The 17749-nt window shown below is 69.0% G+C and carries 17 protein-coding genes; 5 read left to right on the top strand and 12 right to left on the bottom strand.

Annotated elements, in window-relative coordinates:
- Positions 1-589 precede the first annotated feature (589 nt).
- Positions 590-973 carry an ATP-binding protein gene (locus OG883_RS05995; RefSeq protein WP_266535976.1) on the bottom strand — a complete coding sequence of 128 codons (384 nt, stop codon included), beginning with the start codon at positions 971-973 and terminating at the stop codon, positions 590-592.
- Positions 974-1214: 241 nt separating this feature from the next.
- On the opposite strand from OG883_RS05995, the gene OG883_RS05990 reads away from it, so the two are divergent.
- The gene (locus tag OG883_RS05990) at positions 1215-2453 is read left to right on the top strand and encodes a helix-turn-helix transcriptional regulator (protein WP_266535973.1); all 1239 of its coding nucleotides are present in this window, start codon (positions 1215-1217) and stop codon (positions 2451-2453) included.
- Positions 2443-2979, top strand: coding sequence for an N-acetyltransferase (locus OG883_RS05985; RefSeq protein ID WP_266535970.1), 537 nt, complete (start codon positions 2443-2445; stop codon positions 2977-2979). The genes OG883_RS05990 and OG883_RS05985 overlap by 11 nt, the downstream gene beginning before the upstream one ends.
- Before the next feature lie 405 nt (positions 2980-3384).
- On the opposite strand, the gene OG883_RS05980 is transcribed toward OG883_RS05985, so the two are convergent.
- From OG883_RS05980 to OG883_RS05965, 4 genes are all read right to left on the bottom strand, one after another.
- Positions 3385-4734 (bottom strand): hypothetical protein, encoded by a 1350-nt coding sequence (locus OG883_RS05980; RefSeq protein WP_266535967.1) that lies wholly within the window; start codon positions 4732-4734, stop codon positions 3385-3387.
- Entirely contained in the window at positions 4724-5275 is a 552-nt protein-coding gene (locus OG883_RS05975) for a DUF6114 domain-containing protein (RefSeq protein WP_266535964.1), read from the bottom strand. The genes OG883_RS05980 and OG883_RS05975 overlap by 11 nt, the downstream gene beginning before the upstream one ends.
- 100 nt (positions 5276-5375) lie before the next feature.
- On the bottom strand, positions 5376-6026 hold the full coding sequence (locus OG883_RS05970) for a DUF6230 family protein (RefSeq protein ID WP_266535961.1): 651 nt from the start codon (positions 6024-6026) through the stop codon (positions 5376-5378).
- Between the two features lie 634 nt (positions 6027-6660).
- A complete protein-coding gene (locus OG883_RS05965; protein WP_266535958.1) occupies positions 6661-7638 on the bottom strand; it encodes a tetratricopeptide repeat protein in 978 nt (325 codons plus the stop codon).
- Between the two features lie 207 nt (positions 7639-7845).
- Here OG883_RS05965 and OG883_RS05960 point away from each other — a divergent pair, with 207 nt between their 5' ends.
- A complete protein-coding gene (locus tag OG883_RS05960; RefSeq protein ID WP_266535955.1) occupies positions 7846-8481 on the top strand; it encodes a TetR/AcrR family transcriptional regulator in 636 nt (211 codons plus the stop codon).
- 109 nt (positions 8482-8590) lie between these two features.
- On the opposite strand, the gene OG883_RS05955 is transcribed toward OG883_RS05960, so the two are convergent.
- Both OG883_RS05955 and OG883_RS05950 read right to left on the bottom strand, forming a co-directional pair.
- Entirely contained in the window at positions 8591-9577 is a 987-nt protein-coding gene (locus OG883_RS05955) for an SDR family NAD(P)-dependent oxidoreductase (protein ID WP_266535953.1), read from the bottom strand.
- Positions 9574-10734 (bottom strand): glycosyltransferase, encoded by a 1161-nt coding sequence (locus OG883_RS05950; protein WP_266535951.1) that lies wholly within the window; start codon positions 10732-10734, stop codon positions 9574-9576. The genes OG883_RS05955 and OG883_RS05950 overlap by 4 nt, the downstream gene beginning before the upstream one ends.
- A gap of 63 nt (positions 10735-10797) precedes the next feature.
- Here OG883_RS05950 and OG883_RS05945 point away from each other — a divergent pair, with 63 nt between their 5' ends.
- Positions 10798-11481, top strand: a complete 684-nt coding sequence (locus tag OG883_RS05945; RefSeq protein ID WP_266535948.1) for a response regulator transcription factor — start codon at positions 10798-10800, stop codon at positions 11479-11481.
- The gene (locus OG883_RS05940) at positions 11478-12869 is read left to right on the top strand and encodes a cell wall metabolism sensor histidine kinase WalK (RefSeq protein WP_266535945.1); all 1392 of its coding nucleotides are present in this window, start codon (positions 11478-11480) and stop codon (positions 12867-12869) included. The genes OG883_RS05945 and OG883_RS05940 overlap by 4 nt, the downstream gene beginning before the upstream one ends.
- On the opposite strand, the gene OG883_RS05935 is transcribed toward OG883_RS05940, so the two are convergent.
- The 5 genes from OG883_RS05935 to OG883_RS05915 form a co-directional block, all read right to left on the bottom strand.
- The gene (locus OG883_RS05935) at positions 12844-13287 is read right to left on the bottom strand and encodes a hypothetical protein (protein ID WP_266535942.1); all 444 of its coding nucleotides are present in this window, start codon (positions 13285-13287) and stop codon (positions 12844-12846) included. The genes OG883_RS05940 and OG883_RS05935 overlap by 26 nt on opposite strands.
- A gap of 42 nt (positions 13288-13329) precedes the next feature.
- A complete protein-coding gene (locus OG883_RS05930; protein ID WP_266535939.1) occupies positions 13330-15030 on the bottom strand; it encodes a methylmalonyl-CoA mutase in 1701 nt (566 codons plus the stop codon).
- 75 nt (positions 15031-15105) lie between these two features.
- Positions 15106-15432 (bottom strand): DUF3817 domain-containing protein, encoded by a 327-nt coding sequence (locus OG883_RS05925; RefSeq protein ID WP_266535936.1) that lies wholly within the window; start codon positions 15430-15432, stop codon positions 15106-15108.
- A 52-nt stretch (positions 15433-15484) separates the two neighbouring features.
- Positions 15485-15994: a MarR family winged helix-turn-helix transcriptional regulator gene (locus tag OG883_RS05920; protein WP_266535934.1), complete on the bottom strand. Its 510-nt coding sequence runs from the start codon at positions 15992-15994 to the stop codon at positions 15485-15487.
- Between the two features lie 130 nt (positions 15995-16124).
- Positions 16125-17528, bottom strand: coding sequence for an MFS transporter (locus OG883_RS05915; RefSeq protein ID WP_266541270.1), 1404 nt, complete (start codon positions 17526-17528; stop codon positions 16125-16127).
- Between the last annotated feature and the right edge of the window lie 221 nt (positions 17529-17749).

The following is a 17749-nucleotide window of genomic DNA, read 5'->3' as shown; positions in this document are numbered from 1 at the left end:
GTGCGCAGTGAGCCGGACTCGCGGCATGACGGTCCATCCCCCCGTGACGGCACAGTTCCCCCGGCCGCCGACTGACGTGCGCGCGTCATGGCGGAGCGGTCAAGGTCCACCACACGCACGGCGATCACCATAGGCACAGGCCAACACCGGGCAGCAACAGGCAACTTCAGCGTCCGGAGCTCCATGACGCGAAAGCACCCACAGGGCCCCTCCCAACACAGCATGTGTAAACCCCTTGCTCACACCATGGATTTCCTGTGTGGCTGCTGTGAAGGAAGAGCGAATGAGGCGATACCTCTCGGCCGGAAGTTGGCCGATAAAGCACCCCTTGCTCGACAGAGGATGCGTTGGCGCATGCCGCACTCTGAGGTCGCAGGCGTAGCTGCGCACCAGCTCCAGAATCCCACACAGAACCGAACAAAGCCCTACTTGAGGATCGCCGCACAAAGGCCGCCCCCGACGCCCGCACGCCTGGTCGAACGACCACAGCGTGATCGCCCTAGAGCGCAGAGTCCCCGGCGGGGGCCCGTGGAACTAACGTGCGGACGGACACTCATCTCCGCCGCAACTCACCCGCGTCTCCAGGTCGTCACACATGGAGCTCGGCCCAGATTGTCTTTCCTGGGCCCGACGGACGGGACGCGACGGCCCAGCGGGTGGCCAGCTGGGAAACGAGGAAGAGTCCGCGGCCGCCGTCGGCGTCGGGGTCCGCCGCGCAGACAGCTGTCGGCTGCTTCTCGGTTCGCGCATCAGTGACCTCCAGTCGGATCAGGGTTGCCGTCACGGCAAGTCGCACATGGAAGTCCCGCCCGGGGACATGCCCGTGCCGAACAGCATTGCCCGTCAGCTCAGCCGCGATGAGGCTGACCGTCTCGTTGGCCTCTGAGGCGTACGGATGGCCCCAACCGTTGAGCCGGTGAGAAACCAATCGCCGCGCAAGGCGGGCGCCGCGGGGGCTGGAAGTGAATCGCATCACAAACTCTCTTACTGGAGCTGCGAGTTCGAAGTCAGTTCCGGTTCGGGGCGTTTCGCTCTTCACGGGCGCACCTTTCGCAGTAGAGCTATCCAGCCGGTGACTGAAATCAGTTAACGGCCACGGGACTGCGAGAGGACAGGAAGAGCCGTTGGCGTTGCACCGCCAGCAACCGGAAAACTTTGCTTCCCTATGACCCACCGCGTGGCACGAGACTGGCCGCAGGGCTACTTTCGATCACATGACAGTCAACGTCGCGCTCAAGCAGCAAATGATCGAACGCGGCCTGACCCAGGATGAGTTGGCGCGTCGCATGAATGATGCGCTGGAAGAGATCACCGGCAGGCCCGGCGAAGTGTCCGACCGTACGGTTCGCAACCTGCTGAGCGGAAAGACTCTGCGCCCTATCGGTCGCACATGTGCTGCACTGGAGAGAGTCTTTGGCTGTCCGGTCAAAGAACTGGGCCTCAGCCCACCACGTAGCGCAGTGCCTCCGGAGGATCCCGTGCTCCGACGTACCTTCATCACCGCGACCACCGGCACCACGGCGGCACCGTTCGTTGCCGCGTCGCGCCAAGTCGGCGTCTCGGACGTCGAGCGTCTCCAGGTTGGCCTCAACCGCCTGACCGCTCTCGACAACCACCGTGGCGGGCACCTGGCGTTGGAGAAGGCTGCCCTGGCAGGGGCTCAGCAGGCCCTTGACCTGCAGCAGTACTGCGTCAGCGAGCGCGTTCGGCAGCGGCTCTTCACCATCGCCGCCGACTACACATCCAGGGCTGCCTGGTCCTGCATTGACGACCGCCGACCCGACCAGGCCCAGCACTACCTCGACCGCTCCATGATCTACGCCGGGATGGCGCAGGACAGCACCGCGCAGTTCAGCGCATGGAACCAGATCGCCATGCTCGCCCGCCAATACCGACGGCACACTGATGCGGTCGCAGCGGGGCAAGCCGCACAGGGACTGAGGATTGCCCGACGTGATCCGCTCTTCGCGTCCTTGGCGCACGCGAGGATCGCGATCGGGCAGTCCAACCGGAACGACAAGCAGGCCGCTCTCCGGAGCCTCGGCCACGCCCAGGACGCCCTCACCAAAGCGGCGCCCGCGCCCCGGCCTGGCTGGATCGACTTCTACGGGTCTGCAGAGCTGTTCGCTATCACAGCGATCGTTCAGGAACGACTGGGAATGTCGGCGGAAGCGGAAGCGTCCTCCCACCGCGCGCTGGCCATCATTCCGGAGCGCTTCCGCCGCAACAGGGCACTTTCCACCGTCCGTCTGGCGCTCGCACAGCTCCACCAGGGCGACCTCGACCTCGCGTGTGCGACGGTGACGGACGTCTTCGACATCATGCAAGGCGTAGAGATCCCAGGGCGCATTCGAACCGAGCTCAGCGGCTTCCAGCGCAACGTTCTGGACTGTGCGCCGAAGTCTGCGCATGTAGCGGACTTGATCCACCGACTCCGTCCGAATGGGAGCTGACCCCGTGATAGAACTGCGGCGCTATCGTCACGAAGACCTTTCGGTCATCCGCCAGACGCTGCTGGACGTGCACGCTCTGATCCCGGAGTATCCGCCGGACGATCCCTTCGATCAGCGGTTCCCGTGGTTCGTAGACCACTGGGGCAAAAACCCTGACTTCACTTGCGTCATCGGCTACGACAGGGACCAGGCAGTCGGTTTCGCATACGGAGCTCCGCTCAACGACGGACGGGAGTGGTGGCGCGACCACCTCGAACCCGCGCCCGAGAAGTCGCGTACCTACGCCGTATCAGAACTGATGGTGCGTCCTGAGTGGCGCAAGAAAGGGGTATCAGACCGGCTCCACCAAGCTCTATTGGCGGACGTCAAAGAAGACATTGCGGTTCTGCTCGTCGACTCCGCCCATCCCAAAGTCCAAGCTCGGTACGAGAGCTGGGGGTATCAGAAAGTCGGCGAGCGGCAGCCGTTCGCAGACTCGCCGAAATTCTCCGTGATGATCAAGCCGCTCAACCCGACGGGTTCCTAGACCTGTCGTCGCTCCACGCCGACCGTGCTATTGAACCTTTTCCATGTCGCTCGACGGTGTTGCTCGCTTAGAGGACACCTCCTGCCCGGCACCGATCTCTGTGATCACCCACGAGACCCTCGGCCCTTTGCTGCCCTAGAAAAGCGCCACATTTACCTTCGTCACCGACGGCGTCGCCGACGCCGTCGAGCGAGCCAAGAGCGACCGCCGCGGACAAAACCGTCCTCGTGGTGGGCGCCCCCGACTGGTGGCGCCCTGCTGTACGGAGTGAGCGCCCAGGAGTTCACTCACTGGTGCGGCGAGAGCAGTCGGGGAGAGCCTGCGGGCGGCCGGGACAGCTGTGGGCCGCACCCCGGCAAGGGGTGCGGCCCACAGCTTTTCTGCGGCTCCCGGAAGGTCAGTTGCTCACTTGCCGGTGATGTAGTTGTTCAGGCCCGGAACAGTCAGCGTCCCGCCGAACTGGCCCGCCTGAGTCACCTTCACATCGGTGAAGACGGCAAAGGGAACGTTCAGCGGCGGCGGGGTCTTAGGACTGAAGGTGACCGGGATGAGGCCGAAGAGGTTGCCCTTCAGCTCCTCCGTGTACATGGTCACCTCACCGTTGGTGATAGTGGAGGGGGTGGAGCCATTGTCGTCCTCGACATGCGCCGTGGTGCCCTCGGGGTAGACCACCAGCTGGTGGAGGTCCTTGATGTCCACTCCCGTCGCGGTGAACTTCAGGACCTTCTTGACCTTGCCGCCGTACGTCTTCACCTCGACGATGCCGTGGTAGTCCAGGCCCCTCAGGGTGAGCTTGGAGCTCTCAAGGATCCACGGATCGTCCGGGAGCAGTGGGAGGCCCGGCTCGAGCTGGGCGTCGGCCAGGGCTTCCGGGTCCGCGGTCGGGCACGGGAAGCGCGGCTTGGCACCGTCCGGGATGTCCTCGTCCTTCTTGGGGTCGAGTCCCTTGGCGTCCTCGTCCAGCTCCTCCACCTCGGCGCCGGCCTTGTCCGCCGCGTCCTTGATGGCGTCCTTGGTCTTGTCCGCCGCCGTGTCGGCCGCCTCGTCCACCGTGCCGGCCGCCTCGTCCACCGTGTCGGCAGGCGTATCCGCCGTGTCGGCAGGCGTGTCCGCCGGCTTCTCGGACGGCTCCGCCGAAGGCTCCTCGGACGGCTTGTCGGCAGGCTCGGTCTCCGCGGGGGCGCTCGGCGTCGCACTCTCCGTCGGCTCCTTGTCGGGGCCGTCGAAGAGGTCCTTGAGCGCGTCACCCACACCCAGCGGGTCCAACGGGTTCTTGGTCTCGCTCGGCGTCGGAGTCGCAGTCGGCGCGGGCGCCTCGGCATCCGCGGCCTGGCCACCCTGGCCCGCCTCCGAGGCGGAGGGGGTCGTGCCCGGCTTCGGCTCCTGGTCGTCGCTGTTGCCCGCCGAACCGCTCGGGGTCGGCTCGGGCTTCTCCGACGGCTCGTCCGACGGCGACGCGGAAGGCTTCGCCGAGTCCGAGGGAGACGGCGACTCGGACTCCGCCGGCTCGTCCGAGCGGGTCACGCACGGGCCCGGGGCGAACGGAATGTCCTTGTCGTCGGCGAGTGCCAGCTTGGGAGTCAGACCCATGCCCACAAAGACGGCGGTGGGCATCGCGGCCAGTGCTATCGCCTTGCTCGCGGGTATCTGCAGCTTAGTCAGGAGCGATTTCCTCGGGGCCGCGTGGCGCGGCCCGCTTCTCACCCGGGAATCACCACCGTCAGCCGTGCTCAGCTGCGTTTCGTCACCCCGCACTGTTCCTCCCGCCGTTGGCATGGGCAGTCGTCTTGGTCACGTTCGGGTCGTGTCCCTCATCGGTACGCAACCCGGGCACCAGCGGGTCCGTCTCGCCGTCCGGTTCCGGAGCCCCTGCGGGCTCGGCCCGCTCAGCGGGCTCGGCCTTCCGCTTGACCGGCACCCACGAGATCGACAGCGCACCACCGAGGAGGGCGAGCAGGAAGCCGACCAGGAAGCCACCGATGTTGGAGATCGGGATGGAGATCAGCGCGAGCACGATCGCCGCGACACCCGCGAACACCCGGACGACGGCGTGGAACCACATCGTCAGACCGAGCGTCATCAGGAGCACGCCGATGATCAGGGCGCCCGCCCCGGCCGTGGTCGCCATGGCGATCGTGAGATTGCCCAGCCGGATGTCGGCGTACGGAAGGTAGGCGATCGGTATACCACTGAGCAACGTCAACAGACCCGCCCAGAAGGGCCGGCTGCCGCGCCACGCACGGAAACGGCGCCGCCAGTAGGTGAATCCGCGGGAACCAGTGGACTCGGCGCTCATGGAAAACAGCTCCCTGTAAGCGGTCTTGCTCTAAGAAATTGGTGAGATGGGCGGAGTGGGCGGGGCCTCAGAATGACAATCCCCGCCCCTCCAGGACGTGCTAACCGGCGAAGCACTCCTTGGTGCCCTTGTGCAGCCGCAGCTTCAGACCCGGGAGCTTGAAGGTGCCGGCCGTGGTGGCCCACGCCTTCTGCTTCACGTCGGTCAGCTCAGCCGACCTCGCACGCTGCGAGAAGCCGTTCGGGTTCGCCTGGGTGCCGGGCTGGATGCCCGGGTTCTTGAGCGAGCCCGCAGCGACGCCGATGTCGATGTCCTCGAACGTGGCGTCAGCATCGAGCTGGGACACATCCAGGTACAGGTCCTTGGCGTAGACCCGCTTGTTCTTGTCCTTGTCGCCGTCCGTGCCGGCGGTCAACTCAAGGCTGACGTTGCCCATGCCGAACGGCAGCGGGGTGACGACCGACTGGCACATCTTGGTGATGTAGGCCTCTTTGAAGCCCGACACCGCTACCGGCTCGGTGAAGGACTTGCCTTCAAGGGTCTTGCCGCTGGCAACGCTGCCGTACTGGACGAAGCCGGTACCTTCGAGCTTCTGTGCCTCGACCTTGAATTCCTGGCCGGAAATGCTGAACGACGCGGCGAGCGCGCCTTGTGCCATTCCGATGCCTATCGCAGCCGTTGCGGCCACACTCGGCACCATGACAAGGGCGAACCGCTTCCATCTGGTTCCGCCACGAGCCACAGACTCCATGACTTTCCTCCTTCTCGGACGTACATCTCCGGTCCGGACCTTCGGGCCCGGCCTGGGATGGGAGAAGTGCTACGTCCTCGGGAAGGAGAGCGCCCGTACTTTCAGGCGCGAGCTGCGTCCGAAACACCGGCGATCACCCCCGAGCGACAACCACTGGTCGCGCCTGACGCATCACGCACAACCTGCCGGACAGGCCCTGCCATTCAGCAGGAACCCCCCTGTCCGCGACCGGCGCCACTGCCGCCGGCCCACTCGGTGGGGACCCAAGATTCCGCGGCACGGCTGGAGGCCGGGCTGGTGCGGTATTGGACCGAGCGTGGCCGATCGTGGTCCATTCACGGCCGGGGCACAAGGGGGTTCGTTACTCGCTAGTAACGGCCTGATAACCACGCCACGACGGCGTGATGTCGGGCAGCCACACAGGGTGTCACCAGGTGGCTCAACAGAAGGGGAGATTGCCGTCAATATACGGACAGAACAAGCGGGTTGATTTACTGGGAGTAACAGCGGCCGCGTTTGCCAAGTTTTGGCAAAGCGCGGCCGCATTTTGTCACTCTGTCGCCAAAACGGTGATGGCGCCCTACGGGCGCCATCACCTCAGGACACTCAGAACAGCGCGCTCAGGACGCGTCTGTCAGAACAGCACACGCGCCAGCGCCGAACGCGCCGCCGTCACCCGCGGGTCGTCCGGTCCGACGACCTCGAAGAGTTCCAGCAGCCGCACCCGCGCCCTGTCGCGCTCCTCGCCCGCCGTGCGCCGTACCGTCTCCACGAGCCGGCCGAACGCGTCCTCCACATGCCCGCCGACCAGGTCCAGGTCGGCAGAGGCGATCTGCGCCGTCACATCGGCCGGCTTCTCGGCCGCCTCCTGGCGCACCTTCTGCGGGTCCATGCCCTGCACACGCGCGAGCAGTTCGGCCTGGGCCAGGCCCAGCTTCGCCTCGGTGTTGCCCGGGTCGTCGGACAGGACGTTCTTGTACGCCTGGACCGCACCGCCGAAGTCGCCCGCGTCCAGCGCCTGTACGGCAGCTTCCAGCAGGGCGTCGTACGGACCCTCGGGGATCGCGGCGGGAGCCGCCGCGTCCTCCTGGCCGGCCGCGTCCGGGTCGACCGCGATACCGGTCAGGCCGAAGCGCTCCTCGGCGACCTGGATCAGCTGGTCCAGCGTCTCGCGGATCTGCGCCTCTGGGGCCGCGCCCTGGAAGAGGGGCAGCGCCTGGCCGGCCACCACCGCGAAGACCGCGGGGATGCCCTGGATCCCGAACTGCTGCATCAGCATCTGGTTGGCGTCGACGTCGATCTTGGCGAGGAGGAACCGGCCCTTGTACTCCTGGGCCAGCTTCTCCAGCAGGGGGCCGAGCTGCTTGCACGGCTCGCACCACTCGGCCCAGAAGTCGATGACGACCGGGACCTCGGTGGAGCGCTGCAGGACATCGCGCTCGAAGCCTGCCTCATCGACATCGATCACAAGACTGGAAGGGGCTACGGCACCGCCGCCGCCCTGGCGGGCGGCCTCGGCGCGCGCCTGCTCCGCCTTCGCCTTGGCCTCACCGGCCGCCTTCACCGCGGCGAGGTCGACGACGCCGCTCATGGACATGTTCCTAGGCTGCATGAGTACATCCTCCCCCCTCCGCGCGCGCATGTGAAAAGTGATCCTGCGGTTCGGCATGGGTCCCCACCCACGCCAGTGGCTGTCGCTCGAGCCGGTCAAAGCTTTCGCTACGGGTCGTAGCGTAACTGCACACCCCCTGCCGCGTGTGAGATTCCCCCGGTGAACTGCCTCACAACATCTCGCCTACCCGCCGGTATGGTCGCCGTCATGTCGAGCCACACCCCTCCCAAAAGCGTACGTACGGGTCGTACAGGACGTCCGCGCAGCGTCGAAGCCGATTCGGCGATCCTCGAGGCGACCCGCGCCGCGCTCATCGAGCAGGGCTGGTCGAAGCTGACGATGGGCGATGTGGCCACGCGCGCCGGGGTGGCCAAGACCACCCTCTACCGCCGCTGGACGAACAAGAACGAGATGGTTGTCGACGCCGTCGCGGTCCTCTTCGACGAGCTCGAACTCCCCGACCGCGGAAGCCTGATGGCCGATGTGGAGGGCGTGGTGCTGCAGTTCGCCTCGCTGCTCGGCCGGCCGGAGACCAGGACCGCGCTGATGGCGGTGGTCGCGGAGTCGACGCGGGACGACGCGCTGCGCGTGCGGATCCGCTCGGCGATCGTCGAGCGGCAGAAGCGGCTCGTGGTCGAGGGCCGGGAACGCGCTCAGGCCCGTGGCGAGCTGCCGTACGAGGAGGACCCCGGGGCGGCAGCCCGCAACACGGACCTGATCTTCGATGTGGTGGCGGGCGCGGTGGTGCACCGGGCGCTGGTGAGCGCGGAGCCGGTGGACGAGGAGTGGGCGCGCCGGTTCACGCTGCTGCTGGTGTCGGGACTCGCTTCCCTGCAGAGCTGATGCGGAGCCGGCGCGGAGCCGGCGCAGTGCTGATGCTGAGCCGGCGCGGAGCCGGCGCAGTGCTGATGCTGAGCCGGCGCAGTGCTGATGCTGAGCCTGCGGCCGGACCTCAGACCTGGTAGCGGTCCGTCGCGAACAGGTGCAGGTTCTGCTCGATCCATGCCGAGGTGTTCTTCAGCCCCTCTTCCAGCGAGACCTCCGGCTCCCAGCCCGCCCACTCCCGCGCCCGGGAGTTGTCCGAGAGCAGCCGCTCCACCTCGCTGCCCGTAGGCCGCAGTCGCGCCGGGTCGACGACGACCTCGGCCTTGCGGCCGGATGCCGCAATGAGTGCCTGGGCCAGCTCCCCGATCGCGATCTCGCGGCCCGTTCCGAGGTTGACCGCCTCGCCGATCGCGCGGTCGCACTCCGCCATCGCCAGGAAGCCGCGCGCGGTGTCCGTGACATAGGTGAAGTCACGGGTGGGGGTGAGCGAGCCGAGCTTGATCTCCCGTGCACCGGCGTGGAGCTGGGCCAGGATGGTGGGGATCACGGCACGCGCGGACTGCCTCGGTCCGTAGGTGTTGAAGGGGCGTACGACCGTCACCGGCAGCTCGAAGGCGTGCCAGTGCGAGAGCGCCATCATGTCCGCGCCGATCTTCGAGGCGGAGTACGGGGACTGCGGCTGGAGCGGGTGGTCCTCGCTGATCGGGGCGGTCAGGGCGGTTCCGTACACCTCGCTCGTGGAGGTGTGGACGAGGCGGCGTACGGCATGGCGCCGGCAGGCCTCGGCGATGTTCTCGGTGCCGACGACGTTCGTCTGGACGTACGCGCCGGGCGAGTCGTAGCTGTACGGAATGCCGATCAGCGCCGCGAGGTGGAAGACCGTGTCGCAGCCTGCGACGGCGTCCATGACGCGGCCCGGGTCGCGTACATCGCCCGCCATCATCTCCACGTCGTCGCCGCCCAGATGGTGGGCGAGATACCCCTTCTCGGCATACGGCTTGTAGTGGACCAGGGCGCGGACGCGCGCGCCCCGTTCGACGAGCAGGTCGACGAGAGTGGAGCCGATGAAGCCTTCGGCGCCGGTGACCAGGACGGTGCGGTTGTGCCAGTTCATGCTGCGTACTCCCTGGACTGCGTGGACTGCTTGGACTGCTTGGACTGCGAGGCGAGTTCGAGAACCCGGGCCGCCAGCAGATCGGCGGCGTGGGCGTGCGGTCCCGGGTCGGCGGCGCCGCTCATCGCGGCGAGTCGCGCCGGGTCGGCGAGCAGCGGTTCGATGAGCGGGGCGAGCCGGTCGGCGGTGGTCTCCGCGTCCGGGAGGAGGAGCCCGGCGCCCGCGTCGGACAGGACCCGGGCGTTGTGGGTCTGGTGGTCGCCGGGGGCGTGCGGGTACGGGACGAGGACGGCGGGCACACCGACCGTGGCGAGTTCGGCGACGGTCGCGGACCCGGCCCGGCAGACGACCAGATCGGCGGCGGCGTACGCGAGATCCATCCGGTCGAGGTACGGGACGGCCCGGGCGACCGGGGAGTCCGCGAGCCGCCGGCGCGTCTCCTCGAGTGCCGCCGGGCCGGTCTTGATCAGCAGATGCACGTCGTTGCGGAAGTGCCAGCGCTCGGCGAGCCCGATCGCCGCCTCGGTGAGGCGGGCCGCGCCCAGACTGCCGCCGTTGAAGAGGACCAGCCGGGCGCCTTGCGGTACGCGGAGCGCCCGCCGGGCCTCGGCACGCAGCGCCGCGCGGTCGAGCCGGGCGATCGGCGCGGCGATCGGCATGCCGGTGGTGAGCGCGCCCTCGCCGCCCGCGAGGTGCGCGCGGCTGCGGTCGAAGGCGACGGCTATGTGCGGGGTGAGACGGGCGGCGAACTGGTTGGCCCGGCCCGGTACGGCGTTGGATTCGTGGATCACGCTCGGCAGCCCGGCCATCCGCGCCCCGACGATGACGGGCGCGCTGGGGTAACCGCCCATGCCGACCGCGACCTGGGCACGCTGCTCGCGCAGGATCGCCCGGCACTGGGCGCCGGACCTGAGCAGTGCGGCGGGGAGCAGATAGCGTTTGGCGCCGAGTGCGGGATCGAAGGGGATCATGTCGACGGTGTGCAGGCGGTAGCCGGCGCCCGGGATGAGCTCGGTCTCCAGGCCCCGTGTCGTACCGACGAACGAGATCACCGCGCCGGGGACGGCCCGGCGCAGTGCGTCGGCGAGCGCGAGCCCGGGATAGATATGGCCGCCGGTGCCGCCCGCACCGATCACGACGGAGAGTGGTGTGCGCATGGCGGCCACACTCGCGAAACGCCTTAAGAGGGTTCTAAGAGCGTCGTTTGGCAGTCTTTGCCCATGAAGAAGATCCGGATCCTGGTTGTCGACGACGAGCCGGAAGTACGGGCGGCGGTCGAGGACGGTCTGACGGTGGAGGGGTACGAGGTGCGGGGCGCGGGTGACGGGCTCGCGGCGCTCTCCGAAGTGGCGGCCTGGCAGCCGGACGCGATCGTCCTCGATGTGATGATGCCGGTGCTCGACGGGCTCGGCTTCTGCCGTCGGCTGCGGGCGATGGAGGACCGTACGCCCGTGCTCGTACTGACCGCGCTGGACACCGTGAGCGAGCGCGTCGACGGCCTGGACGCCGGGGCGGACGACTATCTGGTGAAGCCGTTCGCGCTGGACGAACTGACCGCACGGGTCCGGGCGTTGCTACGGCGGGCCGCTCCCGCACCGGAGGAGTCCGGGCTGTCCTTCGCCGATCTGACGGTGGATCCGCAGACGCGCACCGGACAGCGGGGCGGCCGGTCCCTGGAGTTCAGCCGTACCGAGTTCGCCCTGCTGGAGCTGCTGCTGCGCCATCCCCGCCAGGTACTGCCCCGGGAGCTGATCCTGGAGCTGGTGTGGGGCCGGGACTTCGGCCCCGACTCCAACTCCCTTGCTGTGTACGTCGGTTATCTGCGCCGCAAGCTGGAGGCGGGCGGCGAGCCCCGCCTGGTCCACACCGTGCACGGCGTCGGCTACCGGCTGGACGTGGCATGAGCGCCCGGCGCAGGCTGGGCGCTCCCTGGCGCCGCCACCGCCCGCTGCGTACACGTCTTGCGCTGGCGGCCTCGGCGGCGGTGGCTCTGGTCGCGGTGGCCTTCTGCACGGCCGCGTTCTTCCTGATCCGCTACGAGCTGTACCACCAGCTCGATCTGAATCTGACGCAGTCGGCGACCCTGGTGACCCAGCAGAACCGGGACGAGGGCCCGGGGACGGTGGCGGGCGAGTGCCGCTTCCTGTCCGCTCCGGCGTGTGCGCAGATCGTGCCCGCGGCCGCCGGGAAGGACCCTGAACAGCCCTATCTCCTGCCGGTCGGCGCGCCCGTCCGGGAGGTCGCGGCCGGTGAACGGGCTCCGTACTTCACCAATGTCACGCTCTTCGGCCATCCGTCGCGGATGCTGACGACACACTTCGGCAAGGGGGAAGCGCTCCAGGTCGCGCTGCGCGCGGACACGGTGGAGAAGGGCGTACGCCGGGCGGCCTGGCTGCTCGCGGCGGCGGGCGGCGCGGGCGTGCTGCTCGCGGGCGCGCTGGGGTACTGGGTGTCCCGTACGGGCCTGGCTCCGCTGGCCCGGCTCACCGCCACCGCGGAACGCATCGCCGCGACCCGCGATCCGCGCCACCGCATCGAACTCCCGCCGGGCCCGTCGTCCCGCCAGGACGAGGTCACCCGGCTGGCCACCACCTTCAATACGATGCTCGGTGAGCTGGAGCAGTCGGTCACGGCACAGCGCCGGCTGGTCGCGGACGCCTCCCACGAGCTGCGTACGCCGCTGACGGCACTGCGCACCAACGCGGAGCTGCTCGCCCGCTCCGACCGTCTCACCGAGGCGCAGCGCGACCGTGCCTCGGGTGCGCTCGCCCGTCAGCTGCGGGAAGTGACGGGCCTGGTCAATGACTTGATCGAGCTGGCGCGGGACGAGGAGCCGCATCCGCTCCTCGAGGAGGTGGCGCCGGCGCCGCTGGTCGCCCACTGCGTGGAGAGGGCGCGCGCCCACTGGCCGCAGATCCCGTTCACGCTCTGGACGGACGAAGCCGCCACGGAGCTGACACTGCCCGGCGTCCCGTCCCGGCTGTCACGGCTGCTGACCAATCTGCTGGACAACGCGGCGAAGTTCAGCCCGCCGGGAGCGCACGTGGAAGTGGCGCTCGGCCGGACCGAGCTGACGGTCCGGGACCACGGCCCCGGTATCGCGGCGGAGGATCTCCCGTACGTCTTCGACCGCTTCTATCGCGCCGAGTCGGCCCGCGCGCTGCCCGGCTCGGGCCTTGGCCTGGCGATGGCCCGCCAGATCGCCCGCGCGCACGGCGCGGAGCTCAGGGCGGAACAGGCCCCGGGGGGCGGCGCGTTGTTCCGGCTCACGTTCCCGGACGGGTCGCCGTAGCGTGGCGACCGGAACCGGCGCGTTCGCGGTCCTTGGGCCGGGGCCGCCCCGGCCGGTCGACGTGCGGGAGGCGCGTCGCCTCCTCGGCGGGCAGCAGTCCGGCCCCGATGAGTGCGGCCCGCCCGGCCATGCGCCCGGCCAGCCGGTATCCGTACTCCGACGAGTCCGTCTCGTGGAAGCGGCCCTCGGTGAGGAGCACGGCCGCCGCCACCCCCTCCAGCCCGGCCTCGATGCCTGCGCGCAGCGGCCCGATGCACTCGGCGGGCAGCAGCTCTTCGGGCACGGTGTTCAGGAACTCCGCGCCTCCGTCCTCGGCGGGCGGCTCGAAGTCCACCGTGAAGTGGGCGAAGGGACCGCAGCTCGAGATGCGGTGGTAGCGCACGCGCACCTCGCGTACGGGAAAAGGAAGGCCGGTCATCCCGCCACCGTAGGGCGCGACGACCGGCCTTCCCACCGGATGTCAGAAGCCGGGCGGCTCGGTGTAGGTACCCCACTCGTCCCGGAGCGCGTCGCAGATCTCGCCCAGGGTGGCCTCCGCGCGGACCGCGTCCAGCATCGGAACGATCATGTTGGAGCCGTCCCGCGCGGCGGTCAGCATCGCCTCGATCGAGGACCGTACGCGCGCGTCGTCGCGTCCCGTCCTGCGGCCGGCGAGAACCCGGACCTGCTCACGCTCGACCTCGTGGCTGACCCGCAGGATCTCCAGGTCACCGGTGACCGAGCCGTGGTGGACATTGACGCCCACGACCCGCTTGTCGCCCTTCTCCAGGGACTGCTGGTACTGGAACGCCGACTCGGCGATCTCGCCGGTGAACCAGCCGTCCTCGATACCGCGCAGGATGCCCGAGGTGATCGGGCCGATGGGGTGCTTGCCGTCGGCATGCGCCCGCCGGCCGCGCTCCTTGATCTGGTCGAAGATCTTCTCGGCGTCGGCCTCGATACGGTCGGTGAGCTGCTCGACGTACCAGGAGCCGCCGAGCGGGTCGGCGACATTGGCGACGCCGGTCTCCTCCATCAGCACCTGCTGGGTGCGCAGCGCGATCTCCGCGGCCTGCTCGCTCGGCAGGGCGAGGGTCTCGTCCAGGGCGTTGGTGTGCAGGGAGTTGGTGCCGCCGAGGATCGCGGAGAGCGCCTCGACCGCGGTGCGTACGACGTTGTTGTACGGCTGCTGGGCGGTGAGCGAGACACCGGCGGTCTGGGTGTGGAAGCGGAGCCACTGTGCCTTGTCGGTCGTGGCGCCGTACACCTCCTTCATCCAGCGCGCCCAGATCCGGCGTGCCGCGCGGAACTTGGCGATCTCCTCGAAGAAGTCGAGGTGTGCGTCGAAGAAGAAGCTGAGCCCGGGCGCGAAGGTGTCGACGTCCAGGCCGCGGCTCAGTCCCAGCTCGACATAACCGAAGCCGTCGGCCAGCGTGTACGCGAGCTCCTGCGCGGCCGTCGCGCCCGCCTCGCGGATGTGGTAGCCGGAGACCGAGAGGGGCTTGTACGCGGGGATTCCCTGTGCGCAGTGCTCCATCAGGTCGCCGATCAGACGCAGATGCGGCTCGGGCTGGAAGAGCCACTCCTTCTGCGCGATGTACTCCTTGAAGATGTCGGTCTGCAGCGTGCCGTTCAGCACGGCCGGGTCGATGCCCTGGCGCTCGGCGGCGACCAGGTACATGCAGAAGACCGGGACGGCCGGGCCGCTGATCGTCATGGAGGTGGTGACGTCGCCGAGCGGGATGTCCTTGAAGAGGACCTCCATGTCGGCGGCGGAGTCGATGGCGACGCCGCAGTGGCCGACCTCGCCGAGCGAGCGCGGGTCGTCGGAGTCGCGGCCCATCAGGGTCGGCATGTCGAAGGCGACGGAGAGGCCGCCGCCGCCGTTGGCCAGGATCTTCTTGTAGCGCTCGTTGGTCTGCTCGGCGTTGCCGAAGCCGGCGAACTGGCGGATGGTCCAGGTGCGGCCGCGGTAGCCGGTCGGGTAGAGCCCACGGGTGAAGGGGTACTCACCGGGCCAGCCGATCCGCTCGAAGCCGTCGTAGGTGTCCCCCGGCAGCGGGCCGTACACCGGCTCGACCGGATCGCCGGAGAGCGTGGTGAAGTCGGCGTCCCGCGTACGGGCCTTGTCGTAACGGGCCTGCCAGCGTCGGCGGCCTTCCTCGATGGCGTCAGCGTCCATACCTCCGAATTTACTAGGACGTCCTAGTAAATGTCGATGGGAGACCGCCGCGAGCCTGGCTCGCGGCGGAAAGTGTTACGCCTTTGCGGTCACCGCGCCGTCGTCCGTGATCAGCGGACGGATCTCGCGGCTGATCTTCGGCTCGACAAAGAAGGAGGCCACAGGGATGCAGCCGGCGGCCAGCACCCACAGCAGCTTGCCGAACGGCCACTTCGCCTTGGATCCCAGATCGAAGGCGAAAATCACGTAGATGATGAAGAGAACACCGTGGATCTGCGAGATCAGCATGGTGTCACCGACCTCGAACGCGTACTTCGCGACGATCGCCACGGTGAAGACCAGCAGCCATACGGCGGTGATGTACGCCATCACCCGGTAACGGGACAGCACATTCGACTTCATGGCACCGAGCGTAACCGGGCACAAGGGGCGATCTTGCGGCGGGGGCCGCGCGCTACTTCTCGTCGAAGTCCTGCGCCGAGACCCGCAGCGGACGGAGCATCGCGAAGATCTCCCCGCACTCCTCGGCGTCGTACGCACTGAGCCCGAATTGCCTCTCCATCAGCTCGCGGGTGGCCGCCTCGACGACCTCCCGGCCCTTCTCCGTGATGGAAGCGAGGGTGCCGCGCCCGTCGTTCGGATTGGGCCGCTTGTCGACCAGACCGGACCTCACCAGCCGGTCCACGGTGTTGGTCACCGAGGTCGGGTGGACCATCAGCCGCTCGCCGATCTTGGACATCGGCAGCTCGCCGGCCTTGGAGAAGGTGAGCAGCACCAGCGCCTCGTACCGCGCGAAGGTCAGTCCGTACGGCTTGACGATCGCGTCGACCTCGGCGAGCAGGATCTGATGCGCGCGCATGATCGAGGTGATCGCGGCCATCGAGGGCACGGGTCCCCATCGCTGCTGCCAGAGCTCGTCGGCTCGGGCAATGGGGTCGAAGGGAAGGCTGAGCGGCTTCGGCACGACACCGACCCTACCGACTGGTCATATGGCGGTCAGCCCCGTCTCGCCCTTCGGTCCTCCCGGCCGCAGGGACCGCAGGATCTCAGAACCGCCGGATCTCAGGACCGCCGGATCTCAGGACCGCCGGATCTCAGGACCGCAGGACCGCAAGCCCTTCCGACCGCCGGACCTCCTGACCGCCGGACCTCCTGACCTCGACGACGAGCGCGAGCGTGCATACGGTGCCGACGGCTCCCGAGCCCGCGACGACCTGGTGCACCGGCAGGAACTCCGCGGCTAGACCGGCGAGCGCCATGCCCACGCCCTGGATCGTCATCAGGCCCGCGGTGAGCAGGGTCATCGCCCGCCCGCGCAACTCGTCCGGGACGGCATCGACGAACCACTGGTCGAGGCCGATGACGTACGCGGCACCCGCCCCGGCGAGGGCGAGGGCGAACAGCGCCCAGGCCATGCCCGGTGTGCCCGCGTAGATCACCAGGGGCAGCAGCCCCACGGCCGCCACCGGCAGCACGATGCGGGAGCGGGAGCGAGGGCTCAGTACGGAACCGACGTACAGCTCGGCGGAGATGTGGCCGACCGGCATCGCGCACATCAGCAGCCCGAGGGCGGCGGGTCCGATGCCGATCTCGTCGGCGTACGGGGCGGCGAGCGCTTCCGGGGCCACGACGAACATCGTCGGCAGCCAGAAGAGCAGCATCAGCGCACGGATCCGCCGGTCGCCGAGGAGCAGCCGGGCCCCGGCGAGCGAATCCTTCAGGAGCGCGCCGCCCCCGCCCGCGCGGGCGGGCCGGTCGCGGGTGCCGAAGCGCAGCAGTGCGGCGGACGCGAGGAAAGTCACCGCGGTGATGCTGATGGCCCCGCGCGGGGAGACGACGGCGAGCAGGACGCCGCCCGCCCCGAACCCGGCGAGCAGTGCGCTCTGCGACACGATGCGGAGCAGTGAGCGGCCCAGTACGTAGAGGTCACCCTCACCGAGGATGTCGGTGAGCGCTGCCATCCGGGTCCCGGTGAAGACGGGCGCCACGGCGGCGACGGCACAGCGCAGCGCGAGCAGCCCGCCGACGGGGGTCCCGGGCAGCACCATGACGGCGACGCAGGCGGCACAGACGAGATCACAGACGACGAGCACCCGCCGGGCCGGGTAGCGGTCGGCGACACCGGCGAAGAGCGTTCCGCCGAGGAGGTACGGCAGAAACCCGAGCGCGAAGGTGAGCGCGCTGAGGAGGGGCGATCCGGTGAGGTCGTAGACGAGGAACGTGAGCGCGATCTCGCTGACGACGACCCCGAGCAGGGAGAGCAGATGGGCAGCGAACACGGCCCGGAACTCCCGCACGGCAAACACGCCCCGATACCCCGCCCGCCCCCCTTCGCCCGCGAGCCGCCCGGCACGGCCACCTTCGGCCGCCGGCTTCCCCGCACGACCACCTTCGGCCGCCGGCTTCCCCACGCCACCCCCTTCGGCCGCCGGCTTCCCCGCACGACCGGCCGGGACGCGCTCGCCCGACGCCCGCCCATCCGCGTCGGCGCCCCCCATCCCCAGCGGCGCCTCCCCGCCGGGGGCAGACCGACCCGGCCCTTCCTGCCGGGCGGCCGCGCAGTCCGTGCCGGGTTCCACGACGCGACCGTCCGCGGCCGCCCTTTCTCCGGGCGCGCCCGCGGGCCCGCCCCTCAACTCCTCGTTCGGCATGGCGATCAGCGTGCCGTCGCCCCAGCCCGCTCCCTAGACTTTCGGCTGGATCCGAATCTCCCGAGGAG

Origin of the sequence: Streptomyces sp. NBC_01142, from assembly GCF_026341125.1 — a bacterium.
Classification (GTDB): Bacteria; Actinomycetota; Actinomycetes; order Streptomycetales; family Streptomycetaceae; genus Streptomyces.
Note: the sequence above shows the minus strand (reverse complement) of the source record. Positions and strands in the feature narration are given on the sequence as shown.